The following is a 26,286-nucleotide window of genomic DNA, read 5'->3' as shown; positions in this document are numbered from 1 at the left end:
CGTGCACTGGCGCCGCGTTGCGTGTAGCGCCTATCAATGAGGTGCAACGATGGCCAGCGGTTTCCTGCAATCCCAGTTTGCCAAAGCCGCCGTGCGTTTTTGCGTTAAGCACAGGCAACGAAAATAAACGCAGGGGATTTGATCAGTTCGGCGTTTAAGCCTCGATCCTTCCCAGCACCTCGAGGTTTTCCATGCGCCGTCCATTGTTCACCACCGTACCCGCTCTACTGTGTCTGATCTTGCTGTGCACCGCCGCCAGCGAAGCCGCTGAACGCCAGCGCAGCGGTGGTTTTTCCACCAGCCGTGGCCACAGCGGTACTTATCAAACCACTGTCAGCGGTCAGCGTGGTGCCGGGTTAAATCGCCAGCAAACGGTTACCGGCGCCGATGGCAAAACCGTTACCCGCTCCAGCATCCGTCAATACGACCCGGTCAGCGGCCAGTTCAACCGTTCCACCACCGCTGCCAACGGTGATACGCGCACCGTGCAAGGCACTCGAACCGATGGCCAGAATAGCGGCACCTATACCGGCGCCAACGGCAATACGGGAACCTTCAATCAGCAGACCAGTCGCACCGATGGCACGGCGAACCGGCAAACTGAGGTGACCACAGCCGCAGGTAAAAACCTCAGTCGTGACGCCAGTTACAGCTACGATCAAGTCAGTAACACGCTTAACCGCAGTGTAACCGGTAGCCAAGGCAATACCCGCTCGGGCAGCATCACCGTCACCCCCACACCTTAAGGCGCTGCCCACGCCATGACGCCCACCGACGAGCAGCTAATGATCGCCATTGCCAGAGGCGACCAGCATGCATTTGCCACGTTGGTGACGCGTCACCTGCCGCGCGCCTACGCCATTGCCCGGCGTTTTTTTGCCCAGCAGACCGACGCCGAAGACATTGCCCAGGAGGCGTTCACGCGGGTATGGACCCATGCCGCCATTTGGCAACCCGGCCGGGCGCAGTTCTCTACATGGTTGCAGCGTATTGTGGTCAACCTTTGCCTGGACAATCTGCGTCGACATAAACATCGCGCTGAGCAGGATATCGACAGCCTGCTGCACGAGTTGCTCGACCCCAAGACCGAAACCGCCGCTACTGTCGAGCGCGCCCGTGAAGCCGCGAAGATTCAACAAGTCGTGCAACGCCTGCCGGAAAAACAACGCATGGCGGTACTGCTCTGCTACTTCGACGAACACAGCAACACACAAGCCGCTGCATTAATGGGCCTGCACCCTAAAGCGCTGGAGGGCCTGCTCGGGCGTGCCCGCCAACAACTGCGGCGCTGGCTGCCCAAAGGCTTGAGCCCGTGCCACGAGGATAAACAGCGATGAACGACGCCGACGACGAGCTGCGCCAGCAACTGGCCAATCAACCCCTCCCACGCCCGCCCCATGGTTTAGCCGCGCGCATCGTGCAAGCCGCCACAGCTCAGCCGCAACGCCAGCCGTGGTATCGCGCCGTGCACCGATGGCGCTATGGGTGGCCAGTGAAAGTCGCCGGCCTGGCCTTGTGCGCAGCGCTGGGCGTGTTGGCTGGCCACTGGGCGACGCCTGCGACCGACGACGATATGCAAATCGCTGCCCACGTCATGGGCGGCCTGTTATGGACAGACGAGCGATGAACAAAACCTGGCTACTGAGCGGCGCCCTGCTGCTTTCCCTCGGCGTTAACGCCTTTCTCGGCGGCTGGCTGCTAAGCCGCCCTAACGCAGTGCCCTTCCTCGAACTGGGGCAGAACCAGCCGGTGAGGGAACTGATTGGCAAGGTGCTGCGTTTACCCGACGAGCAACGTCAGGACGTTCGCGCCGTTATCAGCCAACACGCGCCCGGCTTGCGCAAGCTGGCGGCGCAAGCACGCAGCAATCGACAAGTCATACTTGACCAACTGAGCGCCGACACCATTGATAGGCAACAGGTACAAACCAGCTTCGCCAAACAACGCGAAGCCACCGTGCAACTGCAAACGGCAGCCCAGGTGATGTTGTTGGACATAGCGGAAACATTGCCGCCCGAACAGAGACGGCAATTTATGCGTGAGGGACCGTAGGAATGTGCTGCGGTCATCGAGAAACTGACTCACAAGATTGCACAGCTCAAACGATTGAAGTTTGCCAAGCGCAGCGAGCAGATGAATTCAGGTGCGCCACGCTACCAACCGCTCGAGCACACTGGACGTCGACCTCGATGAGTGGATTTGGATACAGGTGAACAGATCCTGCCCTCAGGGGATGCCGTGTCCTGAAGGGCTTGACGTCCAGCCCTGGACGTCAGACCACGGACAAACTTTATTCCAAATCGACACCCAGAGTGTGCAGGATAAATAAACATTGTCACAGCACCAGAAGAGGCCCGGGTTGCGCGTACCGCCGTGGAATCGATCATCCAGGTTTCCAGATCAATTTCGTACAGAACCTAGCGCCTTTTTCAGCCAGCAAGCGCAAATGCTGGCGCCATCCGCTGCTGCTCATTGCTTGGGATGCCCAGATAGCGCGCGACCCTGGGCCATTTGCTGACGACGCCCTGGAACCTCTCGATGGTTTGTCTGGCATCGTCAGCGGAGACGCGGAAATAACCGGCCACGCTCATTGCCAGATCAAGGTCTATGGCGTTATCGGCCTCTGAAACGTTGAGCCTCAAGCCAGTGTCACCAGGGACAGGGTTCATGTCATACGCAGGCGAAAGACGCCAGCCGCGCCCAGGCTCCAGTAGGAAGCCATGGTTTCGTAGATGATCGTCAGTGTTCGAAACCAGCATGTTAAAGACAATTCTTCGCCAAAGCTCGGGAAGATCCACGTCGGCAGCGGCCCCCTCCCTGACCAATACCTCTGCAATCTCTAGGTAACTGGCCCCTGTCTCATGCCCATCACCATCCTGGTGGTCCGTCAGGGTCATCGCTGAAGCAAAGTGCAGCCGACCACCCTTTGCTGTTCTGTCAAAGCGCTTAACCATGAAACAGTGGTACTCACTCGCGTACCGTTGCGCTTTTCCTTCAGCCACATAGAGCCCACAGCCTTGGGCCAATGTGTTGACGACCATCTCCCAGCCGCCCACGTCGTGGGTGTCTCTATTACTGGGAAATTTTCCTATCCAGAGCGCGTGATCGTCATCTACTACACTTGCCTTGGGCCTCGCTCCACCCAGCGAGCCACCTGGAGCAATGAGCATTCGAATCCAGTCCTGACCCTGAGCCCCCCGATCCTCTCCAGCTTCAAATCGACGCGAAGCCTCTTCAAGCTCACGCATGCGGGCCATCGGGGGAGCGGCATGCTCCACATGGTCGTCAAGGAACGCTCCTTCTTCCTCGACTTTGAAACGCAGTCCCCCTACCCGGTAGGCGTCGTGAACCCCGATGAGATAGTCCGAGTCAAACAGCCGTGCGTCCTGCGGTACGACTCCTGCCCTTTTATCCCGCTCCAAGCGACGATCCATCAGCAGTCGCCCCCATCGATCAGGCGAGGAGTCCGATACGCACCCAAAGCAATTTCTCGTTGGATATTGCCGCCCTTCATAAGGCTGAATCCGAGGGTCGATCGCAATCTGAGTGTGAAGGGTTTGAAGAACAGCCCGCGCGTACTCGAACTCCATACGCTCGGAGCCTGCCAATCTGCGGGAATGAAGGGTTCCAAGCAGTACGGGTGCTGTTTCAGCCCAGTCTGCGTAGACGAAAATCCTTTCAGGCATCGTCGTCCCCTAAAAGCTTCTTAGCCAGTTCAGAGCTTGTCTGGCTTCGAGTGTCAGCGGCTGGTGAGGTAGAACTGTTTTCTTTTGCCGAGACGCTGACCAGATTGTCCCAATGAAACTGGGGCAGCCGTACTTTTGGCTTGATGTGCTCGACTGCAGAACGCCCTTTCAATTCAGCATCTTGCAGATCACGGCCTAACTCATCCGTACGAGCGAGCAATTCAAGGTCCTTCTCCAACCCCAAGGCTACCAATACCGAAACGTAGGCCCCGATGGTCACAGCAGGACTGCCACTTTCCAGCGCCCTCAACGTGGGAGCGCTCATGCCCGCCCGCGCAGCCATTTGCGCCGCAGTGATCTTGCGGCGCTTACGAGCCAGCTCGATCCGTTCGCCAAGCTGGCGCAGGAGCCGCTCAGCGGATGGCATAAGAGGTGCTGTTTTTTTCGGCATGGCAGTATTTTTTCAATTTCTTTGAGGATTTGAAAAAATACTAGCACATAGAGGGTTGGTATCTGCCCCTAACGAGAAAATGTGAAAGTATTTTTTCAAATCCTCAAAGAAAATCAAAAAATACCTTCAAGCCAAATTTTGGTCTCTCAAAGGATCAGCGCAGATGTCAGGTCGGTTTTCTCTTCAGCTGTTCAGTGAAGGGTTGAGACCATCAAGGTGTCAGCCATGTGTAGGGACCGATGCGGCTGGACGAATGACGGGTTTAGCAGTGCTAAACCCGACCAGATTCATTACCTAGGATCACCAAGAAGCCTGGCTCTTGGAGACGACTCACTCCACCGTCACAGACTTCGCCAAGTTACGCGGCTGGTCCACATCCGTCCCCTTGAGCACCGCGACGTAGTACGACAGCAGTTGCAACGGGATGGTATAGAGGATCGGCGACAGGATGTCGTGGATGTGCGGCATGTGCACCACGTGGGTACCTTCACCGTTGGTCATGCCGGCTTGTTCGTCTGCAAAGACAATCAACTGGCCGCCACGGGCGCGCACTTCCTGCAGGTTGGACTTGAGCTTTTCCAGCAGCTCGTTGTTCGGCGCCACGGTGACCACCGGCATGTCGTTATCCACAAGCGCCAGCGGACCGTGCTTGAGTTCACCGGCCGGGTAGGCCTCGGCGTGGATGTAGGAGATCTCCTTGAGCTTCAAGGCCCCTTCCATCGCCACCGGGAATTGCGCGCCGCGCCCGAGGAACAGGGTGTGGTTTTTCTCGGCGAACAGCTCGGCGATTTTTTCCACGGTGCTGTCCATCGCCAGGGCTTCGCCCAGGCGGGCCGGCAGGCGGCGCAGTTCTTCCACCAGTTTGGCCTCGACGCCCTCGCCCAGCGTGCCGCGGACCTGGCCCAGGGACAGGGTCAGCAGCAACAAGCCCACCAGTTGCGTGGTGAACGCCTTGGTCGACGCCACGCCGATCTCACGGCCGGCCTGGGTCAGCAGGGTCAGGTCGGACTCGCGCACCAGCGAGCTGATGCCGACGTTGCAGATCGCCAGGCTGGCGAGGAAACCCAATTCCTTGGCGTTGCGCAGGGCCGCCAGGGTGTCGGCGGTTTCCCCGGACTGGGAAATGGTGACGAACAAGGTGTCCGGCTGCACCACCACCTTGCGGTAACGGAACTCACTGGCCACTTCGACCTGGCACGGAATACCGGCCAGTTCTTCGAGCCAGTAACGGGCGACCATCCCGGCGTGATAGCTGGTGCCACAGGCGACGATTTGCACGTTACGCACCTTGGCGAACAGTTCGGCCGCCTGTGGACCGAACGCCTGGACCAGCACCTGGCTCTGGCTCATGCGGCCTTCCAGGGTGCGCTGCACCACGGCCGGTTGTTCGTGGATTTCCTTGAGCATGAAGTGGCGGAACTCGCCCTTGTCGGCGGCTTCGGCACCGTCGCGGTACTGAACGGTCTCGCGCTCCACGGCTTTGCCGTCGATGTTCCAGATTTGCACGCTATCGCGGCGAATCTCGGCGATATCGCCTTCTTCCAGGTACATGAAGCGGTCGGTGACCTGACGCAGCGCCAACTGATCGGAAGCCAGGAAGTTTTCCCCCAGGCCCAGGCCGATCACCAATGGGCTGCCGCTGCGGGCCGCGACCAGGCGATCAGGTTGTTTCGCGCTGATGACCGCCAGGCCATAAGCACCGTGCAGTTCCTTGACGGTGGCCTTGAGGGCCACGGTCAGGTCCACCAGGTCCTTGAGCTTGTGGTTGAGCAGATGGGCGATGACTTCAGTGTCGGTGTCGGAAGTGAACACATAACCGAGCGCCTTGAGCTGTTCACGCAGGGCTTCGTGGTTTTCGATGATGCCGTTGTGCACCACCGCCAGATCGCCGGAGAAATGCGGGTGGGCGTTACGCTCGCACGGCGCGCCATGAGTGGCCCAACGGGTGTGGGCGATACCCAGGCGACCGAGCAGCGGTTCGGCGTCCAGCGCCTGTTCCAGCTCGCTGACCTTGCCCGGACGACGCATGCGCTCGAGCTTCTCGTCGTTGGTGAACACCGCCACACCGGCGCTGTCGTAGCCGCGGTATTCCAGGCGCTTGAGGCCTTCGAGCAAGATTGCTGTGATGTTGCGTTCAGCAACGGCGCCGACAATTCCACACATGCTATTTCTCCTGGCTGACAGGCGCGCAGATCACGGTGATGCCGCGGGCCTGAATCTGATCGCGGGCCTCTACGGGCAGGCGATCATCGGTAATGAGGGTATGGACGCTGCTCCACGGCAGCTCCAGGTTGGGGATCTTGCGGCCGATCTTGTCGGCCTCCACCATCACGATCACTTCCCGGGCAACCTCAGCCATCACGCGGCTCAAGCCCAGCAGTTCGTTGAAGGTGGTGGTACCTCGAACCAGATCGATGCCGTCGGCGCCGATGAACAACTGGTCGAAGTCGTACGAACGCAGAACCTGCTCGGCCACCTGGCCCTGGAACGACTCGGAGTGAGGGTCCCAGGTGCCGCCGGTCATCAACAGCACCGGCTCGTGCTCCAGTTCGCTCAAGGCGTTGGCGACATGCAGGGAATTGGTCATCACCACCAGGCCTGGCTGTTGGCCGAGTTGAGGGATCATGGCGGCGGTGGTGCTGCCGCTGTCGATGATGATGCGCGCGTGTTCGCGGATCCGCTTCACCGCGGCCCGGGCAATGGCGAGTTTGTACTTGGAGACGGTTTGTCCGTTATCGGCCACCAACTCCTGCGGCATCGGCACCGCGCCACCGTAGCGACGCAGCAGCAGGCCGTTGGTTTCCAGGGCGGCGAGATCCTTGCGAATCGTAACCTCAGAGGTTTCGAAGCGCTTGGCCAGCTCATCCACACTGACCTCGCCCTGCTCTTGGAGCAAAGCAAGGATGTTGTGGCGGCGCTGTGGCGTATTGCGTTTCGACATGGCGGCTTAAGTTTCGATTCGAAAGATAACGTAAGCAATCAAAACCTATTGCAGCGGCATCGTCAAGGCGCCTGGAGAAAAATTCAGAAATCCTCTCATCACTGTGGGAGCGAGCTTGCTCGCGAAGGGGTCAGACCGGGCAATACAGCTTTACCTGATACACCGCTATCGCGAGCTAGCCCGCTCCCACAGGGGTTGTGGATAACTTTAGGGTTTCTTGATTTTTTCCGGCCGCTTCCAACCGTCGATGTTGCGTTGGCGCGCGCGCGCCACCGCCAATTGGCCGTTATCCACATTCTGGGTCAGGGTCGAACCGGCCGCCGTGGTCGCACCGCTGGAGATATCCACAGGCGCCACCAAGGAGTTGTTGGAGCCGATGAAGACATCGTCACCCATTACGGTTTTCCACTTGTTGGCGCCATCGTAGTTGCAGGTGATGGTGCCGGCGCCAATGTTGGTGCGGGCGCCGACTTCAGCGTCACCCAGGTAGGTCAGGTGGCCAGCCTTGGCGTCTTCGCCCAAATGAGCGTTCTTGAGTTCGACGAAGTTACCCACATGGGCACGGGCTTCCAGCACGGAGCCTGGGCGCAACCGCGCGAACGGGCCGGCGTCGCTGCCTTCGCCCATGACCGCGCCCTCGAGATGGCTGTTGGCCTTGATCACCACGCCTTTGCGCAGGGTGCTGTCCTTGATCACGCAGTTCGGGCCGATGATCACGTCGTCTTCGATGACGACCTTGCCTTCGAGGATGACGTTGATATCGATGACCACGTCGCGACCCACGCTGACTTCACCGCGCACATCGAAACGGGACGGATCGCGCAAGGTCACGCCCTGGGCCATCAGGCGGCGGGCGGCGCGCAATTGATAGTGGCGCTCCAGCTCGGCCAGTTGCCGACGATCGTTGGCGCCCTGCACTTCCATGGCGTCCAGCGGTTGCTCGGTAGCCACCACCAGCCCGTCAGCGACCGCCATGGCAATCACATCGGTCAGGTAGTACTCGCCCTGGGCATTGTTGTTCGACAGACGACTCATCCAGTCGCCCAGGCGCTCGGCCGGCACAGCCAGGATCCCGGTGTTGCCCTCGGTGATCGCGCGCTGGGCTTCGCTGGCGTCCTTTTGCTCGACAATCGCCGTCACCTGGCCGTCGGCGTTGCGCACAATGCGGCCGTAACCGGTGGGGTCATCCAGCTCGACAGTCAGCAGGCCCAGTTGCTGTGGGGCGACGTGCGTGAGCAGGCGCTGCAAGGTCTCGACTTCGATCAGCGGCACATCGCCGTAGAGAATCAGCACCGTATTGGCCGTGATGAACGGCACGGCCTGGGCCACGGCATGACCAGTACCCAGTTGTTTGTCCTGCAGTACGAAATTCAGGTCATCCGCCGCCAGGCGTTCGCGTACCGCATCGGCACCGTGGCCGATGACCACGTGAATGCGCTGTGGATCAAGTTGCCGCGCGCTGTGGATAACATGACCGAGCATGGAATTGCCGGCGACCGGGTGCAAGACCTTGGGCAACGCCGAACGCATGCGGGTGCCTTGGCCGGCCGCGAGGATAACGATTTCAAGAGACATGACTGGCTACCAATCCTGGGTGGTCAGCGGCTGCGACCAGGTAATGAATAGGGGAAAAGAAAAAAGGGTAGCCGAGGCTACCCTTTTTAATCAATCGCACAGGAAGCAGACGGCTTAGCCGCCGAACTTCTTGCGGATCTGCTGGACGGTACGCAGCTGGGCTGCGGCCTCGGCCAGACGTGCGGCAGCAGAACCGTAGTCGAAGTCTGCGCCTTTTTCGTTCAGAGCCTTCTCGGCAGCCTTGACGGCTTCCTGAGCGGAGGCTTCGTCCAGGTCGGCAGCACGTTGCACAGTGTCGGCAAGGACCTTGACCATGTTCGGCTGAACCTCGAGGAAACCACCGGAGATGTAGAACACCTCCCTTTCCCCGCCCTGCTTGGTCAGAGTAATCGGACCTGGCTTCAAGCTGGTGATCAGCGGTGCGTGACCCAGGGCGATACCAAGATCACCCAGCTCACCGTGCGCAACCACAAACTCGACCAGACCGGAGAAGATTTCCCCTTCCGCACTGACGATATCGCAATGGACTGTCATAGCCATCTGATTGCCTCAACCTAAATTAGCGCCCGTTGCCGGGCGCCGGGATTACAGTTTCTTGGCTTTCTCGATCGCTTCTTCGATGCCGCCGACCATGTAGAACGCTTGTTCTGGCAGGTGGTCGTAGTCACCGTTGAGGATGCCTTTGAAGCCAGCAATGGTGTCTTTCAGGGAAACGTATTTACCCGAGGCACCGGTGAAGACTTCAGCCACGAAGAACGGCTGCGACAAGAAGCGCTGGATCTTACGAGCACGGTTTACCAACTGCTTGTCGGCTTCCGACAGCTCGTCCATACCCAGGATCGCGATGATGTCCTTCAGTTCCTTGTAACGCTGCAGCACGTACTGGACGCCGCGAGCGGTGTCGTAGTGCTCCTGGCCGATCACGTTCGGGTCCAGTTGGCGCGAAGTCGAGTCCAGTGGATCTACCGCTGGGTAGATACCCAGGGAAGCGATGTCACGGGACAGAACGACGGTGGCGTCCAAGTGGGCGAAGGTGGTCGCTGGCGACGGGTCGGTCAAGTCGTCCGCTGGTACGTATACCGCTTGGATCGAGGTGATCGAGCCTTGCTTGGTGGAAGTGATGCGCTCTTGCAGCACGCCCATCTCTTCAGCCAGGGTCGGCTGGTAACCTACTGCCGAAGGCATACGGCCCAGCAGTGCGGATACTTCGGTACCGGCCAGGGTGTAACGGTAGATGTTGTCGACGAACAACAGAACGTCGTTACCTTCGTCACGGAACTTCTCGGCCATGGTCAGGCCGGTCAGGGCTACGCGCAGACGGTTTCCCGGCGGCTCGTTCATCTGGCCGTAGACCAGTGCCACTTTGTCCAGAACGTTGGAATCCTTCATCTCGTGGTAGAAGTCGTTACCCTCACGAGTACGCTCACCCACACCGGCGAACACGGAATAACCGCTGTGCTCGATGGCGATGTTACGGATCAGTTCCATCATGTTTACGGTCTTGCCTACACCGGCACCACCGAACAGACCGACTTTACCGCCCTTGGCGAACGGGCAAACCAGGTCGATAACCTTGATGCCGGTTTCCAGCAGTTCGTTGCCACCAGCCTGTTCAGCGAAGGTTGGCGCAGGACGGTGAATGCCCCAGCGTTCTTCGGTGTCGATCGGGCCAGCTTCGTCGATCGGGTTGCCCAGTACGTCCATGATCCGGCCCAGGGTCGCTTTACCGACCGGTACGGAGATGGCTGCGCCAGTGTTGTTGACGTCCAGACCGCGCTTCAAGCCCTCGGTGGAGCCCATCGCAATGGTACGAACCACGCCGTCGCCCAGCTGCTGCTGAACTTCCAGGGTGGTTTCGGCGCCTTGAACCTTCAAGGCGTCGTAGATGCTCGGTACGCTGTCGCGTGGGAATTCCACGTCGATAACGGCGCCGATGATTTGAACGATACGTCCGCTACTCATAGCTGGATCCTCTGAATATTTGAACCGTTAAACCGCGGCAGCGCCGCCGACGATTTCCGAGATCTCTTGGGTGATCGCAGCCTGACGCGCCTTGTTGTAGATCAGCTGCAAATCGCTGATCAAATCACCGGCGTTGTCGGTAGCGTTCTTCATCGCGATCATCCGCGCCGCTTGTTCAGCTGCGTTGTTCTCGACCACCGCCTGGTAGACCTGCGACTCCACGTAGCGGACCATCAAGCCGTCGAGCAGCTCCTTGGCATCCGGTTCGTAGAGATAGTCCCAGTGGTGCTTGAGTTCCTGTTCCGGGGTCGCCACCAGTGGAATCAACTGCTCCACGGTCGGCTGTTGCGTCATGGTGTTGATGAACTTGTTGGATACCACGGACAGGCGGTCGATCCGGCCTTCCAGGTAAGCATCCAGCATCACCTTGACGCTGCCGATCAGGTCGTTGATCGACGGTTCTTCACCCAGGTGGCTGATAGCAGCGACGACGTTACCGCCGAAGTTGCGGAAGAAAGCCGCACCCTTGCTACCGACCACGCACAGATCGATCTCGACGCCTTGTTCGCGGTTTACCGCCATGTCCTTGACCAGGGCCTTGAACAGGTTGGTGTTCAAGCCACCGCACAGACCACGGTCACTGCTCACCACAACGTAACCGACGCGCTTGACGGCGCGTTCGATCATGAACGGGTGGCGGTATTCCGGGTTGGCGTTGGCCAGATGACCAATCACCTGGCGGATGCGCTCCGCATAAGGACGGCTAGCAGCCATGCGCATTTGTGCCTTGCGCATTTTGCTGACCGCCACTTTTTCCATGGCGCTGGTAATCTTTTGCGTGCTTTTGATGCTCGCAATCTTACTGCGAATCTCTTTTGCGCCTGCCATGTAACACCTATCAGGTTAGCAAGCGGGAGCCTTGCGGCTCCCGCTGCGGCTTACCAGGTTTGGGTGGCCTTGAACTTCTCGATACCGGCCTTGAGGCCAGCGTCGATTTCGTCATTGAAGTCACCTTTAACGTTGATCTTGGCCATCAAATCGGCGTGATCGCGGTTGAAGAAAGCGATCAGCGCTTGTTCGAAGCTGCCGATCTTGGCGATTTCAATGTCAGTCAGGAACCCACGCTCAGCGGCATACAGCGACAGCGCCATGTCAGCGATCGACATTGGTGCGTATTGCTTCTGCTTCATCAGCTCGGTAACGCGCTGACCATGCTCAAGTTGCTTACGGGTCGCTTCGTCCAGGTCAGAAGCGAACTGGGCGAATGCCGCCAGTTCACGGTACTGGGCCAGGGCGGTACGGATACCACCGGACAGCTTCTTGATGATCTTGGTCTGAGCGGCACCACCCACACGGGATACCGAAACACCGGCGTTCACAGCAGGACGGATGCCCGAGTTGAACATGGCCGATTCCAGGAAGATCTGACCGTCGGTGATGGAAATCACGTTGGTCGGAACGAACGCGGAAACGTCGCCAGCCTGGGTTTCGATGATCGGCAGCGCGGTCAGGGAACCGGTCTTGCCAGTCACTGCGCCGTTGGTGAACTTCTCTACGTACTCTTCCGAAACGCGGGATGCGCGCTCCAGCAGACGGGAGTGGAGATAGAACACGTCGCCTGGGTAGGCTTCACGGCCTGGTGGACGGCGCAGCAGCAGGGAAATCTGGCGGTAGGCCACTGCTTGCTTGGACAGATCGTCATAAACGATCAGCGCGTCTTCACCGCGGTCGCGGAAGTATTCGCCCATGGTGCAACCGGAGTACGGTGCCAGGAACTGCAGTGCGGCCGATTCGGAAGCACTGGCGGCAACGATGATGGTGTTAGCCAGTGCACCGTTCTCTTCCAGCTTGCGAACCACGTTGGCGATGGTCGATTGCTTCTGACCGATGGCCACGTAGACGCAGAAGATGCCGCTGTTTTTCTGGTTGATGATCGCGTCGATCGCCAGAGCGGTCTTACCGATCTGACGGTCGCCGATGATCAGCTCACGCTGGCCACGGCCGACAGGGATCATGGCATCGACAGCCTTGTAGCCAGTCTGTACAGGCTGGTCTACCGACTTACGCCAGATCACGCCTGGAGCAACTTTCTCGACCGCGTCGGTCTCGGTGTTGTTCAGCGGACCTTTGCCGTCAACAGGGTTACCCAGTGCGTCGACAACGCGACCCAGCAGTTCCTTGCCTACCGGAACTTCGAGGATGCGGCCGGTGCACTTGGCGCTCATGCCTTCAGCCAGCGTCGTGTATGCGCCCAGTACCACGGCACCTACAGAGTCTTGCTCCAGGTTGAGGGCCATACCGTAGACGCCGCCCGGAAACTCGATCATCTCGCCGTACATGACGTCGGCCAGACCGTGAATCCGCACGATGCCGTCAGATACGCTGACGACAGTGCCTTCGTTACGGGCTTGGGAGGTCACATCGAGCTTTTCGATGCGGCCCTTGATAATTTCACTTATTTCGGAAGGATTGAGTTGCTGCATTGCTCTGCTGCCCCTTCAAACTCAAGATTTCAATGCTTCGGCAAGTTTCGCGATTTTGCCGCGAATCGAGCCATCGATAACCAGGTCGCCGGCGCGGATTACAACGCCCCCAATCAGGGACTTGTCTTCCTCGACTTGCAGGCGCACTTCCCGGTTGAGTCGTGCACTGAGAACCTTGGCGAGTTTGTCTTGCTGTTCTTGGTTCAATGCAAAAGCACTGGTGACTTCCACGTCTACCGATTTCTCTTGCTCGGCCTTGTACAGGTCGAAAAGAGCGGCAATCTCCGGCAGAAGCGGGAGACGGTCGTTTTCGGCAACGACATGGATGAAATTCTGTGCCTTGGCATCGAACTTGTCGCCGCACACGTCAATGAACGTGGCGGCCTTTTCTGCGCTCGTCAGTCGCGGGGCCTTGAGCACGCGCTGCATGGTGCCGTCTTGCGACACCGCTGCTGCCAGGCCGAGCATGGCTGACCAATTGGCCAGTTGCTGGTGGGCCTGAGCGTGCTCGAAGGCCGCCTTAGCGTAAGGTCGGGCCAACGTGGTCAGTTCTGCCATGATCGCCCTCGCTTAGATTTCAGCAGCCAGTTTGTTTACCAGCTCTGCGTGCGCGTTTTGATCGATTGTGGCACCCAGGATCTTCGAAGCACCGCCAACGGCCAGAGCACCCACTTGGGCACGCAGCGCGTCTTTGACACTGTTGAGTTCCTGTTCGATCTCGGCTTGAGCCTGAGCCTTCACACGGTCAGCTTCGACGCGAGCCTGTTCACGGGCTTCGTCGACAATCTGGGTACCGCGTTTCTTGGCTTGCTCGATGATTTCAGCTGCCTGAGCTTTCGCTTCGCGCAGTTGCTGACCCACTTTCTCATGGGCCAACTCCAGGTCGCGAGCTGCACGGCTGGCAGCGTCCAGACCATCAGCGATCTTCTTTTGACGTTCGTGCAATGCCGCAATGACCGGAGGCCATACGAACTTCATGCAGAACAGTACAAAAATCAGGAACGCAACGGACTGGCCAATCAGGGTCGCATTAATGTTCACGCCAACACCTCGCAGTTACGTTGTCCATCACACCAATCTACTCGAGACATCCGAGTAATTAGCCAGCGATTTGACCAACGAACGGGTTCGCAAAGGTGAAGAACAGCGCGATACCAACACCGATCATGGTCACGGCGTCGAGCAGACCGGCCACGATGAACATTTTGACTTGCAGCATTGGAACCATTTCTGGCTGACGCGCTGCGCCTTCCAGGAACTTGCCGCCCAACAGGCCGAAACCAATTGCAGTACCCAGTGCGCCCAGGCCGATCAACAGTGCAACAGCGATAGCGGTTAGACCAACTACAGTTTCCATCTTTCCTCCCGACTTTTACGTCGTATGGTTTAGGTTTTTTAGATTAAAGCGGTAAAACAAATCGTTTCTCAGCCCGGTTCGGGCTCCTTCCCGTTTGACCGGGAAGGACATCAGACTAGTCGAGACTGGCCTTAATGGTTTTCTTCGTGCGCCATCGACAGGTAGACGATGGTCAGCATCATGAAGATGAACGCCTGCAGGGTGATGATCAGGATGTGGAACACAGCCCACGCCCACTGCAGAACTACACCCAGGCCGCTGAGCCAGAGCAGGCCGCTGCCGAACATCACAGCGATCAGGATGAACACCAGTTCGCCGGCATACATGTTGCCGAACAGACGCAGTGCCAGAGAAATCGGTTTGGCGATCAGGGTCACGAATTCCAGCAGGAAGTTCACCGGAATCAGCAGGGCCTGAACGAGGATGTTCTTGCTGCCGAACGGGTGCAGGGTCAGTTCGCCGATGAAGCCGCCGATGCCCTTGACCTTGATGCTATAGAAAATGATCAGTGCGAAAACCGAGAACGCCATGCCCAAGGTCGCGTTCGGGTCGGTGGTCGACACGGCGCGGAACGGGATGTGCTGATCACCGGAGATCAGGATGGCCAGTTGGGGAATCCAGTCGACCGGTACCAGGTCGACGGCGTTCATCAGGAACACCCAGACGAAGATGGTCAGTGCCAGCGGCGCGATCACCGGGCTGCGGCCATGGAAGCTGTCTTTCACGCTGCCATCGACGAATTCGACCAGTACTTCAACGAAGTTCTGCAGTGCACCTGGCTGACCGGAGGTCGCCTTCTTGGCCGCCATGCGGAAAAGAAGAACGAAAATCAGGCCCAGTGCGACCGACCAGCCGAGGGTATCGACGTGGAAAGCCCAGAAGCCCATTTCCTTGGCTTCTGCTGCGGTGTGGGCAAAACCCCAGCCGCCGTTGGGTAGCTGACCGAAGGTCAGGTTCTGCAAGTGGTGCTGGATATAGCCCGAAGCGGTTGTCTCTGCCATGGTTGCCTCAAACGCCCTAAGGTCTCGAAAGTCTTGTTCTCATTAGCAGGGGAGCGAACCAGCTGACCAGTTGGGTCAGCACGAAGACGCCGAATACAGCCAGCGGCGCCAATGGCTTCACACCTGCGAACGTCAGTGCAAACAGCACTGCCGTCAAAATCAGTTTCCCCGCCTCGCCGGCATAAAAAGACCGGACGATAGCCTGGGCTGCTCGGGCGCCGGAAAACCGAAAGGCCCTGTGAGCGAAGTAAATATTGGGAAGCAAGGCTATCAGGCCTCCGCAAAGGCCTGAGTATCCGGCGACGACTCCTTTCCATTGCCAGAGCGCCAATGTGGCGATCAGTACGACGGTGAATTGAGCCATCAGAACCGGGAAAACTGCCAGACGATGGAACGGCAAGCGGTTTGGCGTGCGGGTTTCCATCGCTTTTGCTCTCCAATAGTCGGCCGCCATAATTCAATAACTTGGCATAATTTGTGCCGACAAAATGCGCGCAGAGTATAGGGGCGGTTCTGCCCCTATTCAACTGTCAGGTAGTGATTTCCGACTGCGCGCTACAAGAGCAATTGTTTCAGCGAATGTGTGCAAGGACACCTTGCAACTCATCGAGGGAGTTATAACCAATCACCAATTGGCCCTTGCCCTTCTTTCCGTGGCGAATCTGCACCGCAGAGCCCAGGCGCTCGGCCAGGCGTTGTTCGAGGCGGGCGATATCCGGATCGGTCTTGGGTGCCTCGACAGGTGCCGGTTTGCCACTGAGCCACTGGCGAACCAGTGCCTCGGTTTGGCGCACGGTGAGGCCGCGTGCGACAACGTGTCGCGCCCCTTCAACCTGTTGATTTTCCGGCAAACCGAGCAATGCCCGGGCATGACCCATTTCCAGGTCGCCATGGGACAGCATGGTCTTGATGACTTCCGGCAACGCGATCAGGCGCAGCAGATTGGCCACGGTCACGCGGGACTTGCCCACCGCCTCGGCGACCTGTTGCTGGGTCAGCTGGAATTCCTGCTGCAAGCGCTGCAGGGCCACCGCTTCCTCGATCGGGTTGAGGTCTTCACGCTGGATGTTCTCGATCAGCGCCATGGCGATGGCCGTTTCATCCGGCACATCGCGGACCATCGCCGGGATGGTTTCCTGGCCGGCCTGCTGGCTGGCGCGCCAGCGACGTTCACCGGCGATGATCTCGAAGCGTCCATTGGCGATCGGCCGGACCACGATCGGCTGCATCACGCCCTGGCTCTTGATCGATTGGGCCAATTCTTCCAGCGCCTGCGGGTCCATGTCCCGGCGCGGCTGGTATTTGCCGCGCTGGATCAGGTCCAGGGGCAAGTGCTGCAGCTCGCGCTGGTCGGCCTGTACGGCCTGTTCTTCCAGCGAGCTGACAGTCGGACCGCTGAGCAGTGCATCCAGTCCACGTCCGAGACCTCGTTTCTTGACGGCCATGGGGTTTCCTTAAGTTGGCTGGGCTGCAGCGGTGCGTGGGTTGCGGCGCTGACGACGAACCATCTCGCCCGCCAGGGCCAGGTAAGCCAGCGCACCACGGGATTGTTTGTCGTAGGCCAGGGCCGGCATGCCGTAGCTCGGCGCTTCGGCCAGACGGATGTTACGGGGAATGACGGTGTCGTAGAGCTGCTCGCCGAAATGTTCCTTGAGCTGGGCCGAGACATCGTTCATCAGGCTCAGGCGCGGGTCGTACATGGTCCGCAACAGGCCTTCGACCTTCAGGTCCGGGTTCAACAGTTCGGCGATGCGCTTGATGTTATCCACAAGGTCGCTCAACCCTTCCAGGGCGAAGTACTCGCACTGCATGGGGATAATGACCCCATCGGCGGCCACCAGGGCGTTGAGGGTCAGCATCGACAGCGACGGCGGGCAGTCGATCAGGATGTAATCGTAGTTTTCCCGGATCGGCGCCAAGGCGCTGCGCAGGCGGCTTTCCTTCATCTGCATTTCCAGCAGCACCACTTCGGCCGCCGTCAGGTCACGGTTGGCCGGCAGCAGTTGATAACCGCCATGTTCGGAGAAGTGCATGGCCTGGCCCAGATCGCATTCGCCGATCAGGACATCGTAGATGGAGTTTTCCAGGCCATGCTTATCCACACCGCTGCCCATGGTGGCGTTGCCCTGTGGATCGAGATCGATCAACAGCACCCGGCGCTTGGTCGCGACCAGGGATGCTGCGAGGTTGATGCAGGTGGTGGTCTTGCCCACACCACCTTTCTGGTTCGCTATCGCGAATACCTTAGCCATTCTTGCTTGTGTTCCCAATCATGCCGTGCGGCGCAGTATCAGCAGATGGCGTTGGCCTTGGCAACCGGGTACGGCCAAGGCGTGTTCGCTATCGAGGTGGAAGTCTGCCGGCAATGCTACCAGCTCATCGGCCGGATGAACGCCCTTCATTGCCAGCCAGCGCGTACCGGCGTCGCCCAGGTGGCGAGTCCAGTTGCTGAAGTTCTCCATGCTGCTGAACGCCCGGGAGATGATCCCGTTGAACGGCTCGGCAGGCTGGAACGCTTCGACGCGGCTGTGGATAACTTGCAGGTTATCCAGTTTGAGTTCGAGTTTGACCTGGGTCAGGAAGCGGGTTTTCTTGCCGTTGCTGTCCAGGCAGGTCACTTGCGAGTCGGGAAACAGGATCGCCAGGGGGATTCCCGGCATGCCACCGCCACTGCCGACATCCAGCCAACGACCGTTTTCGATGAAGGACATGACGCTGAGGCTGTCGAGCAGATGCCGCGAGACCATTTCATCCGGATCGCGCACGGCGGTCAGGTTGTAGGCCTTGTTCCATTTGATCAACAGCGCCAGATAACCCAGCAATTGCGCGTGCTGGACTTCGGTCAGGCTGACGCCGAGTTCACGGGCACCTGTGGATAACTCTTCAGCGTGTTGCGAGGTGACCATCGAACTCAAGCGCTTTGCTCCAACTGGCGGCCCGCGCCGCGTTTTTTCAAATGAATCATCAACAGGGAAATCGCCGCCGGCGTGACGCCGGGAATGCGTGAGGCCTGGCCCAGGGTCTCTGGACGGGTCGCACCGAGCTTGCTCTGGATTTCTTTCGACAAGCCGGAAATGCCGGTGTAATCGATATCCACAGGCAGCTTGGTGTCTTCGCTGGCGCGCAGGCGAGCGATTTCATCCTGCTGGCGGTCGATGTAACCGGCGTACTTGGTCTTGATCTCGACCTGTTCGGCCACCTGCGGATCTTCCGCGCCCTGGCCGGTCACTTCCACCAGCCCGGCGTAATCGATTTCCGGACGGCTCAAGAGGTTGAGCAGGTTGTATTCGTGGGTCAGCGGCGTACCGAATTTCGCCGCGATGGCATCGCCCTGCTCGGTACCGGGACGAACCCAGGTGCTTTTCAGGCGTTGCTCTTCCAGCTCGATACGCTCGCGTTTCGTGCAGAAAGCGGCCCAGCGCACGTCATCCACCAGACCCAGCTCGCGACCTTTCTCGGTCAGGCGCAGGTCGGCGTTGTCTTCACGCAGGATCAGGCGATATTCGGCGCGGGACGTGAACATCCGATACGGTTCCTGGGTACCCAGGGTAATCAGGTCGTCCACCAGCACACCGATGTATGCCTCATCGCGGCGCGGGCACCAGCTGTCTTTGCCCTGGGCACGCAGTGCCGCGTTGGCACCGGCCAACAACCCTTGGGCGCCGGCCTCTTCGTAACCGGTGGTGCCGTTGATCTGCCCGGCGAAGAACAGGCCGCCGATGACTTTGGTTTCCAGGCTGTACTTCAGGTCACGCGGGTCGAAATAGTCGTATTCGATGGCGTAGCCGGGGCGAACGATATGGGCGTTTTCCATGCCGCGAATCGATTGCACGATCTGCAGCTGCACATCGAACGGCAGGGAGGTGGAGATTCCGTTCGGGTACAGCTCGTGTGTGGTCAGGCCTTCCGGCTCGATGAAGACCTGGTGGCTTTCCTTGTCGGCAAAGCGATGGATCTTGTCTTCGATCGACGGGCAATAACGCGGGCCGATGCCTTCGATTTCACCGGCAGCGGAATACATCGGCGAACGATCGAGGTTCGCCGCAATGATTTCATGGGTGCGGGCATTGGTGTGGGTGATCCAGCAACTGACTTGCCGTGGATGCTGTTCCTTGTTGCCCATGAACGACATGACCGGGATCGGCGTATCGCCAGGCTGCTCGCTCATCACCGAGAAATCCACAGACCGACCGTCGATACGCGGTGGCGTACCGGTTTTCAGCCGACCGACACGCAGCGGCAATTCACGCAGGCGCTGGGCCAGGGCGATCGACGGCGGATCACCAGCGCGACCGCCGGAAAAATTCTGCAAACCAATGTGGATAAGTCCACCGAGGAAGGTCCCGGTGGTCAACACCACGGAATCGGCGAAGAAACGCAGGCCCATCTGCGTCACGACACCGCGTACCTGATCCTGTTCGACGATCAGGTCATCGGCCGCTTGTTGAAATATCCACAGGTTCGGCTGGTTTTCCAGGATTTCACGGACAGCGGCCTTGTACAGGATTCGGTCGGCCTGGGCACGAGTCGCGCGAACGGCGGGGCCTTTGCGGCTGTTCAATACGCGAAACTGGATGCCGCCCTTATCGGTGGCCACGGCCATCGCGCCCCCAAGGGCGTCGATCTCCTTGACCAGGTGGCTTTTGCCAATGCCACCAATGGCAGGGTTGCAGCTCATGGCGCCGAGGGTTTCCACGTTATGCGTCAGCAACAGGGTTTTTGCCCCCATGCGCGCTGATGCAAGTGCTGCCTCGGTACCGGCATGACCGCCGCCGATGACGATCACTTCAAAACGGGAAGGGAAATCCACCACGCACCTCGTGCCTGCTTTATTCAGGTAATTCGGAAATAGGTTTTGAGTCTGGCCCTGGGCGTTTTTCGAGCCAGGTCGGCAAGTATAGGGACTTCGTCCTTTCTAAAGAACCCTTTGCACAAAATTTAACCAGCTGTGGAGAACTCGCGGTTAAAAAAATAAAAAAGAAAGAAATTTATAAAACCTTTGTTTTTATGTTTATTCTTACTGCCCTACCTATCTGTGGATAACATCCTGTAGGCCTTTATTTACGTTGTGTACATGGATTCAAAACCCTGTGGTCATGTGGCATTGAGGGGCTTGGATAACCGGTGTAAGCCTGTGGATGAATGAGGTAGTTATCCACAGAGGGGATTATCCTCGGTTTTCAAGGAGGGTTATCAACGGATCTCAGGGGCAGTTATTCACAGGGCTTAATCGTGCTTTTCGAGCACCTTGCGAAGAGCGTTGCACCCGGCTACGGCTGAAAACCTGGACGAGGCGAAGGCCTATTGTGAGAAAACGTAACAGAGGCTAATAATAGCTATTATCATTAACGCCTCCCCCACTATGCCTCTGTCTTCCCACACCGCTGCCATCGAGCAAATTTATGAGCAACATCACTCGTGGCTGTACGGGTGGCTCAAGGGCAAGTTGCATAACGCTTGCGATGCCGCTGATGTTGCGCATGACACCTTTGTGCGGATCCTCGGAGCACGCAATGCCGTACAGATTCGCGAACCGCGGGATTACCTGGCCACGGTCGCGCGAGGCTTGGTGATTGATCGCTATAGAAGGCACGCTATCGAAGCGGCCTACCTGGAATCCCTTTCAGCGCGCCCCGAAGCCACTGCGATCAGTGAAGAAGACAAGGCATTGATCATCGAGACGCTGGTCGCTGTGGATAAAGCCTTGGCGGGATTGGGAACACGGACCCAGAGAATTTTCATGCTGTCGCAGATCGATGGGCTGACTTATCAACAGATCGCCCTGCAATTGAAGGTTTCCCTGACCACTGTGAAAAAGCACATGGTGCGCGCGCTCACCGAATGCGCACTGGTCATGGCCGAACGCTGATGCCGGCCCCGGATCGCAAAGTCTTCGAAACGGCTGCCAGTTGGTACGTGCAGTTCCAGGACCAATCCCCTACGCACGCCGAGCGCCTGGCTTGGCAGGATTGGCTCGACAGCGACCCTGCCCACCAGGCCGCGTGGCAGCAGATCGAACAGTTGCAACGCCATCTCGGTACGTTGCCTCAAGCCCTTTCACGGCGTGCATTGAGCACCGGGCAACACCGACGGCAAATGCTCAAGCTGCTGTTGCTGCTGGCCGGCACGGGTTATGTGGGGTGGAATCTCCAGGAGCACACGCGGTTGACCTCGGTCTGGGCCGATTACAAAACGGCAGTGGGTGAGCGTCGCACCCTCGATCTGGCGGACGGTAGCCGGGTTCATCTCAACACCGAGACAGCCATCGATGTTTCGTTCGATGCGCATCGACGATTGATCCGCTTGATCAGCGGGGAAATCCTGGTCCAGACCGGCAAGCGCCAGGACGCGCGGCCCTTTTTCGTCGAAACTGGTGATGGTCGCATCGAGGCGCTGGGCACGCGATTCACTGTACGCCAACTGTCCGACGCGACCCGGGTGGGCGTGCTGGAGGATCGGGTCAGCGTGGCGCCAGGTGGGGCCTTGGGCAGCGTCGGTATCCTGGAAGCCGGTGAGCAGGCTGATTTCAACGGTCAGGGCATGGGGGCCATCCACGTCTACCCGTCCTCGCAGGCGGCGTGGGTGAGCGGCCAGCTCATCGTCATCGATACGCCCCTGGGTGACGTCATTGAAGAGCTGGGGCGTTATCGCCCCGGTGTTCTGCAATGTCAGGAGCGGGCACGGCATCTGCGCGTGTCCGGTACGTTACGCCTGGATTCCACGGATGCCGTATTGGCCAACCTCCAGGCGTCGTTACCCATTCAGGTTCGGTATTTCACCCGGTATTGGGTATCGATCACACGGGTGGATTGAGAAAAATCCGGAGACAGGAAAATAAACAGGCCACAGGGTTATCTTTTTTTGTGCTGATCCGGCCCTTCAGGTAATCGCGATAACGCGGCTCTTTGCCAACCTCCAGGGCTTACCCTCATGCGCCTTCCTACGTTTCGCCAACGTTTATCCCAGCATTGCATCGCCTACAGCCTGTTGATGACGGGTGCCGCAAGCGGCCTGCTGGTCGCCTCCAACGCTTTTGCCAGCACCGCCACGCAACATTACGCCATTGCCGCCGGCTCGCTGGACAACGTCCTGAGCCAGTTCGCCGCGACAGCCAATGTCATCCTCTCATTTTCTCCTCGACAGACCGGCCAGATGCGTAGCCCGGGATTGACCGGCGACTACTCCGTTGAACAGGGATTCGCGCAATTGTTGCAAGGCTCGGGACTCCAGGCCGTGGCTCAGGCACCTGGCAGCTATACCCTGTTCGCGTTGCCGGCGAACGCCTCGATCGAATTGGCACCCACGAGCATCAGTGCGTCGGCGGCCAATCCGATGGACCTGGATTACAGCGCTGATGTGGGCTACAAGGCGAAAAACAGCCGGATCGGCACGAAAACCAGCACGCCTTTGTCGGAAACGCCGCGCTCGGTATCGGTGGTCACCGGCCAGCGCATGAAAGACCAGAAGTCCCAGACCCTGACCGATGTCTTGGGTTATGTCCCTGGAATCTTTGCCCCGCCTTTCGCCGCCGGCGATAGCCTGGCCGGGGACCTGTTCTACATTCGCGGGTTCAACGCCACGGATTACGGTTATGGTCTGCTGCGCGACGGCCTGAGAGTCCAGGGTAATCGCTACGACACCAGCTCGGAGCCGTACGGCCTGGAGCGGGTCGAGGTGTTCCGCGGGCCTTCCTCGCTGCTTTACGGTGAGAACGCGCCGGGTGGCCTGGTCAATCTCGTCAGCAAGCGCCCGACTGCCGTGCCACAAGGTGAGGTCCAGCTGGGCTACGGCTCCCACAACCGACGCCAGCTGGGTGTGGATGTCTCCGGGCCGCTCGCCGAGAACGACAACATCCAGGGCCGGATCGTGATGTTGGGCCGTAACGCGGATACCCAGACCGACCATGTCCCGGACGACCGCCTCTACATCGCGCCCTCCCTGACGCTTGATTTCGATGATTTCAACACGCTGACCCTGCTGGCCAACTATCAGAAGGATCACACCAACATGGAGCTCGGGCTGCCGGCCGCCGGTACGCTGCTGAGCAACCCGAACGGTCAGTTATCCAAGGACACCATGCTCGGCGATCCGGACTGGAACACATTCGAGCGAGAAACCTGGAGCACCGGCTACGAATACAGTCACAGCTTCAATGACGATTGGCAGTTCCGCCAGAATTCGCGCTACCTGCAGTCACGCATCACCCGCCACGAAACCTGGCCCGGCAATTTGAACAATGGCGGCTTCGGCCGCCGCGTGAACGTCACCGCTTATGACCGTTTCAACAAATCGATGGTGTATTCCCTGGATAACCAGTTGGAGGGCAAATTCAAAGTCGGTGGCCTGGAAAATACCCTGTTGTTCGGTGCCAGTTATGACCGCACCTCGTTCAATCAGGATTGGAACGCCGGATTTGTAGGGCCTGTGGATATCTACGATCCTGTGTACATCGGCGATCCACAGACGCCGATCGCCGTGCAAAACACCCTGCTCGAACAACAGATGAAAGGAGTTTATACACAGCTGCAAAGCAAGTACGACCGTTGGTTGTTCCTGCTTGGCGGGCGCCAGGATTGGGTCGACAGCGATTTCCGTGACAAGGTCGCCAGCGCAGGGAACCTCAGCTCAAAGGACAAGAAGTTCACCTACCAGGGTGGGCTGATGTACCAGTTCGACAACGGCATGACGCCTTACGTCAGTTACTCGACGGCGTTCGTCCCGGTGCAGCAGATTTCCAACGCTGGCACCCCCCTCGAGCCGATTACCAGCAGCCAGTACGAAGTCGGCCTCAAGTACGAGCCCAATGGATGGGATACTGCCTTCACCGCTTCCGTCTACGATTTGCGCAAGAAGGACGACACGTACTTCGACGCCACCACGTCCACCTATCGCCAGGTGGGTGAAAGCCGCGCCAAAGGCCTGGAGCTGGAGCTCAATAGCAATCTCACCCCCAGTCTGAATGTCACGGCCGCCTACACCTACACCGATGCCCGGGTCACCAAGGATGCGGCGACCTCTTTGGTAAAAGGACACCAGATGACCGGCGTGCCACGAAACCAGGCGTCTGTCTGGGCGAAATACCGCTTCCTCGAAAGTGACCTGAAGGGCCTGTATGTGGCAGGTGGCATGCGCTACTTCGACAGTGCATTCGCCTACACCTCGCCCACCCTGTATGGAAAACTCGATGCCGGCGACGTCACCCTGGTGGACGCCGCCATTGGCTACCATATCGACACCCATTGGAGCGTCGACCTGAATGCAAAAAACCTGTTCGACAAGGAATATGTGTCGGGATGCAACGATGCGGGGCGCTGCTACTGGGGGGAAGATCGAACGCTGCTCGGCACGGTTTCCTATAACTGGTAAAAAAGGGCTGTGGATAAATTGTCCACAGCCTTTTTTTCATTTGCCGATGCAGAAGCTGGAAAAGATGCGTCCCAGCAAATCATCAGAGCTGAAAGCGCCGGTGATTTCGCCCAATGCATGCTGGGCCTCGCGTAGGTCTTCGGCGAGCAGTTCGCCGGCACCGGCCAAAGTCAGTTGAGCGCGACCGTGTTCCAGGGCGGCACTGGCATGGCGCAAGGCTTCCAGATGCCGCCGGCGAGCGCTGAAACTGCTTTCCGAGGTCTGCTCGTAGCCCATGCAGGCCTTGAGGTGCTCGCGTAGCAGCTCCAGGCCTTCACCCGCCGACTTCGCGCTCAGGCTGATGGTCACGTGCCCGTCAGCGCTGACTTCCAGGGCAATCGATTCCCCGGTCAGGTCGGCCTTGTTGCGAATCAGGGTGACTTTCGCCGGATCCGGGCGGACCTCGAGGAATTCCGGCCACAAGGCAAAGGGATCGTCTGCTTCCGGTGCGGTGGCATCCACCACCAGCAATACCCGGTCGGCTTCACCGATGGCCTTGAGTGCGCGTTCGACGCCGATCTTTTCCACCTGGTCCTCGGTGTCGCGCAAGCCAGCCGTATCCACCACGTGCAGCGGCATGCCGTCGATGTGGATATGTTCGCGGAGAATGTCCCGGGTGGTGCCAGCGATCTCGGTGACGATCGCCGCCTCGCGGCCGGCCAGGGCATTCAACAGGCTGGATTTGCCGGCATTCGGTCGTCCAGCGATCACCACAGTCATCCCATCGCGCAACAAGGCACCCTGCCCGGCTTCGCGCAGTACTGTGGATAACTCGTCGCGCACTTTATCGAGCATGCTCAGCACGTGGCCATCGGCGAGGAAGTCGATTTCCTCTTCCGGGAAGTCGATCGCGGCCTCGACGTAGATCCGCAGGCCGATCAATTGCTCGGTGAGGTTATGCACACGCTGGGAAAACGCGCCCTGCAGGGAACGTAACGCGTTGCGCGCAGCCTGTGCAGAACTGGCTTCGATCAAATCGGCAATCGCCTCGGCCTGGGCGAGGTCGAGCTTGTCGTTGAGGAACGCCCGTTCGCTGAATTCCCCCGGCCGGGCCAGTCGACAACCCAATTCCAGGCAGCGCTTGAGCAGCATGTCCAACACGATCGGGCCACCGTGGCCTTGCAGTTCCAGCACATCTTCGCCAGTGAACGAATTCGGCCCGGGGAAATACAAGGCCAGCCCTTCGTCGAGCACCTGCTGGTCATCACTGAAAAACGGGCCGTAATGGGCGAACCGCGGCTTGAGTTCACGACCGCTGATAGCCTTGGCCGCGGCACTGGCCAAGGGCCCCGAAATACGGACGATGCCGACACCGCCGCGACCTTGGGCGGTGGCGACGGCGGCGATGGTTTCACGCGGTGCGCTCATAAACCGGTATCCAGACAAAAGTGACAGATAGCAAAACGCCCCACTAGGGGGCGTTTT

Annotated in this window: 26 protein-coding genes; 7 read left to right on the top strand and 19 right to left on the bottom strand. The window is 59.0% G+C overall.

All coding sequences use genetic code 11. The annotated features are described in order from the left end of the window. Positions 1 to 191 precede the first annotated feature (191 nt). From BLQ55_RS22255 to BLQ55_RS22245, 4 genes are read left to right on the top strand one after another with little or no spacing between them, the layout of a single operon-like run. Positions 192 to 746: a hypothetical protein gene (locus BLQ55_RS22255; RefSeq protein ID WP_092257067.1), complete on the top strand. Its 555-nt coding sequence runs from the start codon at positions 192 to 194 to the stop codon at positions 744 to 746. A 15-nt stretch (positions 747 to 761) separates the two neighbouring features. Continuing rightward, the gene (locus BLQ55_RS22250; protein WP_092257064.1) at positions 762 to 1,337 is read left to right on the top strand and encodes a sigma-70 family RNA polymerase sigma factor; all 576 of its coding nucleotides are present in this window, start codon (positions 762 to 764) and stop codon (positions 1,335 to 1,337) included. Beyond that, positions 1,334 to 1,627: a hypothetical protein gene (locus BLQ55_RS32235; protein ID WP_170847582.1), complete on the top strand. Its 294-nt coding sequence runs from the start codon at positions 1,334 to 1,336 to the stop codon at positions 1,625 to 1,627. The genes BLQ55_RS22250 and BLQ55_RS32235 overlap by 4 nt, the downstream gene beginning before the upstream one ends. Next, positions 1,624 to 2,052: a periplasmic heavy metal sensor gene (locus BLQ55_RS22245; protein WP_170847581.1), complete on the top strand. Its 429-nt coding sequence runs from the start codon at positions 1,624 to 1,626 to the stop codon at positions 2,050 to 2,052. Before BLQ55_RS32235 ends, BLQ55_RS22245 begins: the two co-directional genes overlap by 4 nt. Positions 2,053 to 2,429: 377 nt before the next feature. On the opposite strand, the gene BLQ55_RS22240 is transcribed toward BLQ55_RS22245, so the two are convergent. From BLQ55_RS22240 to mnmG, 18 genes are all read right to left on the bottom strand, one after another. Next, positions 2,430 to 3,686, bottom strand: a complete 1,257-nt coding sequence (locus BLQ55_RS22240; protein ID WP_092257061.1) for a type II toxin-antitoxin system HipA family toxin — start codon at positions 3,684 to 3,686, stop codon at positions 2,430 to 2,432. Then, a complete protein-coding gene (locus BLQ55_RS22235) occupies positions 3,679 to 4,137 on the bottom strand; it encodes a helix-turn-helix domain-containing protein (RefSeq protein ID WP_092200210.1) in 459 nt (152 codons plus the stop codon). Before BLQ55_RS22235 ends, BLQ55_RS22240 begins: the two co-directional genes overlap by 8 nt. Positions 4,138 to 4,467: 330 nt before the next feature. Next, complete coding sequence (glmS, locus tag BLQ55_RS22230; protein ID WP_092200207.1) at positions 4,468 to 6,300, bottom strand: glutamine--fructose-6-phosphate transaminase (isomerizing); 1,833 nt, start codon at positions 6,298 to 6,300, stop codon at positions 4,468 to 4,470. 1 nt (position 6,301) lies between these two features. Continuing rightward, positions 6,302 to 7,078, bottom strand: a complete 777-nt coding sequence (locus BLQ55_RS22225) for a DeoR/GlpR family DNA-binding transcription regulator (RefSeq protein ID WP_060739917.1) — start codon at positions 7,076 to 7,078, stop codon at positions 6,302 to 6,304. A gap of 207 nt (positions 7,079 to 7,285) precedes the next feature. Continuing rightward, positions 7,286 to 8,653: a bifunctional UDP-N-acetylglucosamine diphosphorylase/glucosamine-1-phosphate N-acetyltransferase GlmU gene (gene glmU, locus BLQ55_RS22220; protein ID WP_092200204.1), complete on the bottom strand. Its 1,368-nt coding sequence runs from the start codon at positions 8,651 to 8,653 to the stop codon at positions 7,286 to 7,288. A gap of 114 nt (positions 8,654 to 8,767) precedes the next feature. Then, the gene (locus tag BLQ55_RS22215; RefSeq protein ID WP_072407653.1) at positions 8,768 to 9,193 is read right to left on the bottom strand and encodes a F0F1 ATP synthase subunit epsilon; all 426 of its coding nucleotides are present in this window, start codon (positions 9,191 to 9,193) and stop codon (positions 8,768 to 8,770) included. A gap of 45 nt (positions 9,194 to 9,238) precedes the next feature. Next, positions 9,239 to 10,615, bottom strand: a complete 1,377-nt coding sequence (atpD, locus tag BLQ55_RS22210; RefSeq protein WP_003187186.1) for a F0F1 ATP synthase subunit beta — start codon at positions 10,613 to 10,615, stop codon at positions 9,239 to 9,241. A gap of 27 nt (positions 10,616 to 10,642) precedes the next feature. After that, positions 10,643 to 11,503 carry a F0F1 ATP synthase subunit gamma gene (gene atpG / locus BLQ55_RS22205; protein ID WP_072343713.1) on the bottom strand — a complete coding sequence of 287 codons (861 nt, stop codon included), beginning with the start codon at positions 11,501 to 11,503 and terminating at the stop codon, positions 10,643 to 10,645. Between the two features lie 50 nt (positions 11,504 to 11,553). Further along, positions 11,554 to 13,098: a F0F1 ATP synthase subunit alpha gene (gene atpA / locus BLQ55_RS22200; protein ID WP_024777788.1), complete on the bottom strand. Its 1,545-nt coding sequence runs from the start codon at positions 13,096 to 13,098 to the stop codon at positions 11,554 to 11,556. Between the two features lie 21 nt (positions 13,099 to 13,119). Continuing rightward, positions 13,120 to 13,656 carry a F0F1 ATP synthase subunit delta gene (locus BLQ55_RS22195; protein WP_060739913.1) on the bottom strand — a complete coding sequence of 179 codons (537 nt, stop codon included), beginning with the start codon at positions 13,654 to 13,656 and terminating at the stop codon, positions 13,120 to 13,122. Between the two features lie 12 nt (positions 13,657 to 13,668). Beyond that, complete coding sequence (locus BLQ55_RS22190) at positions 13,669 to 14,139, bottom strand: F0F1 ATP synthase subunit B (protein WP_047230097.1); 471 nt, start codon at positions 14,137 to 14,139, stop codon at positions 13,669 to 13,671. 58 nt (positions 14,140 to 14,197) lie between these two features. Then, positions 14,198 to 14,455: a F0F1 ATP synthase subunit C gene (gene atpE, locus BLQ55_RS22185; protein WP_003097235.1), complete on the bottom strand. Its 258-nt coding sequence runs from the start codon at positions 14,453 to 14,455 to the stop codon at positions 14,198 to 14,200. Positions 14,456 to 14,586: 131 nt separating this feature from the next. Continuing rightward, positions 14,587 to 15,456 carry a F0F1 ATP synthase subunit A gene (gene atpB / locus BLQ55_RS22180; protein WP_058542464.1) on the bottom strand — a complete coding sequence of 290 codons (870 nt, stop codon included), beginning with the start codon at positions 15,454 to 15,456 and terminating at the stop codon, positions 14,587 to 14,589. A gap of 16 nt (positions 15,457 to 15,472) precedes the next feature. Continuing rightward, positions 15,473 to 15,880, bottom strand: coding sequence for a F0F1 ATP synthase subunit I (locus BLQ55_RS22175; protein ID WP_053126821.1), 408 nt, complete (start codon positions 15,878 to 15,880; stop codon positions 15,473 to 15,475). Between the two features lie 148 nt (positions 15,881 to 16,028). Continuing rightward, positions 16,029 to 16,901, bottom strand: a complete 873-nt coding sequence (locus tag BLQ55_RS22170) for a ParB/RepB/Spo0J family partition protein (RefSeq protein WP_003187197.1) — start codon at positions 16,899 to 16,901, stop codon at positions 16,029 to 16,031. Between the two features lie 9 nt (positions 16,902 to 16,910). After that, positions 16,911 to 17,708 (bottom strand): ParA family protein, encoded by a 798-nt coding sequence (locus BLQ55_RS22165; protein WP_003207100.1) that lies wholly within the window; start codon positions 17,706 to 17,708, stop codon positions 16,911 to 16,913. Positions 17,709 to 17,726: 18 nt separating this feature from the next. Further along, the gene (rsmG, locus tag BLQ55_RS22160) at positions 17,727 to 18,362 is read right to left on the bottom strand and encodes a 16S rRNA (guanine(527)-N(7))-methyltransferase RsmG (RefSeq protein WP_176814237.1); all 636 of its coding nucleotides are present in this window, start codon (positions 18,360 to 18,362) and stop codon (positions 17,727 to 17,729) included. Between the two features lie 5 nt (positions 18,363 to 18,367). Next, positions 18,368 to 20,266 carry a tRNA uridine-5-carboxymethylaminomethyl(34) synthesis enzyme MnmG gene (gene mnmG / locus BLQ55_RS22155; RefSeq protein ID WP_092257055.1) on the bottom strand — a complete coding sequence of 633 codons (1,899 nt, stop codon included), beginning with the start codon at positions 20,264 to 20,266 and terminating at the stop codon, positions 18,368 to 18,370. 552 nt (positions 20,267 to 20,818) lie between these two features. Between mnmG and BLQ55_RS22150 the strand changes: the two genes are divergently transcribed. From BLQ55_RS22150 to BLQ55_RS22140, 3 genes are all read left to right on the top strand, one after another. After that, positions 20,819 to 21,325 carry a sigma-70 family RNA polymerase sigma factor gene (locus tag BLQ55_RS22150; RefSeq protein ID WP_092257052.1) on the top strand — a complete coding sequence of 169 codons (507 nt, stop codon included), beginning with the start codon at positions 20,819 to 20,821 and terminating at the stop codon, positions 21,323 to 21,325. Further along, the gene (locus tag BLQ55_RS22145; RefSeq protein WP_092257048.1) at positions 21,325 to 22,269 is read left to right on the top strand and encodes a FecR domain-containing protein; all 945 of its coding nucleotides are present in this window, start codon (positions 21,325 to 21,327) and stop codon (positions 22,267 to 22,269) included. Before BLQ55_RS22150 ends, BLQ55_RS22145 begins: the two co-directional genes overlap by 1 nt. Before the next feature lie 117 nt (positions 22,270 to 22,386). Continuing rightward, positions 22,387 to 24,822 (top strand): TonB-dependent siderophore receptor, encoded by a 2,436-nt coding sequence (locus BLQ55_RS22140; RefSeq protein ID WP_092257045.1) that lies wholly within the window; start codon positions 22,387 to 22,389, stop codon positions 24,820 to 24,822. 36 nt (positions 24,823 to 24,858) lie between these two features. Here BLQ55_RS22140 and mnmE read toward each other — a convergent pair whose 3' ends face one another. Next, positions 24,859 to 26,229, bottom strand: coding sequence for a tRNA uridine-5-carboxymethylaminomethyl(34) synthesis GTPase MnmE (mnmE, locus tag BLQ55_RS22135; protein WP_092257042.1), 1,371 nt, complete (start codon positions 26,227 to 26,229; stop codon positions 24,859 to 24,861). Positions 26,230 to 26,286: the final 57 nt, after the last annotated feature.

Origin of the sequence: Pseudomonas sp. NFACC13-1 (assembly GCF_900104425.1) — a bacterium.
In the GTDB taxonomy this organism is placed as follows: Bacteria; Pseudomonadota; Gammaproteobacteria; order Pseudomonadales; family Pseudomonadaceae; genus Aquipseudomonas; species Aquipseudomonas fluorescens_AA.
Note: the sequence above shows the minus strand (reverse complement) of the source record. Positions and strands in the feature narration are given on the sequence as shown.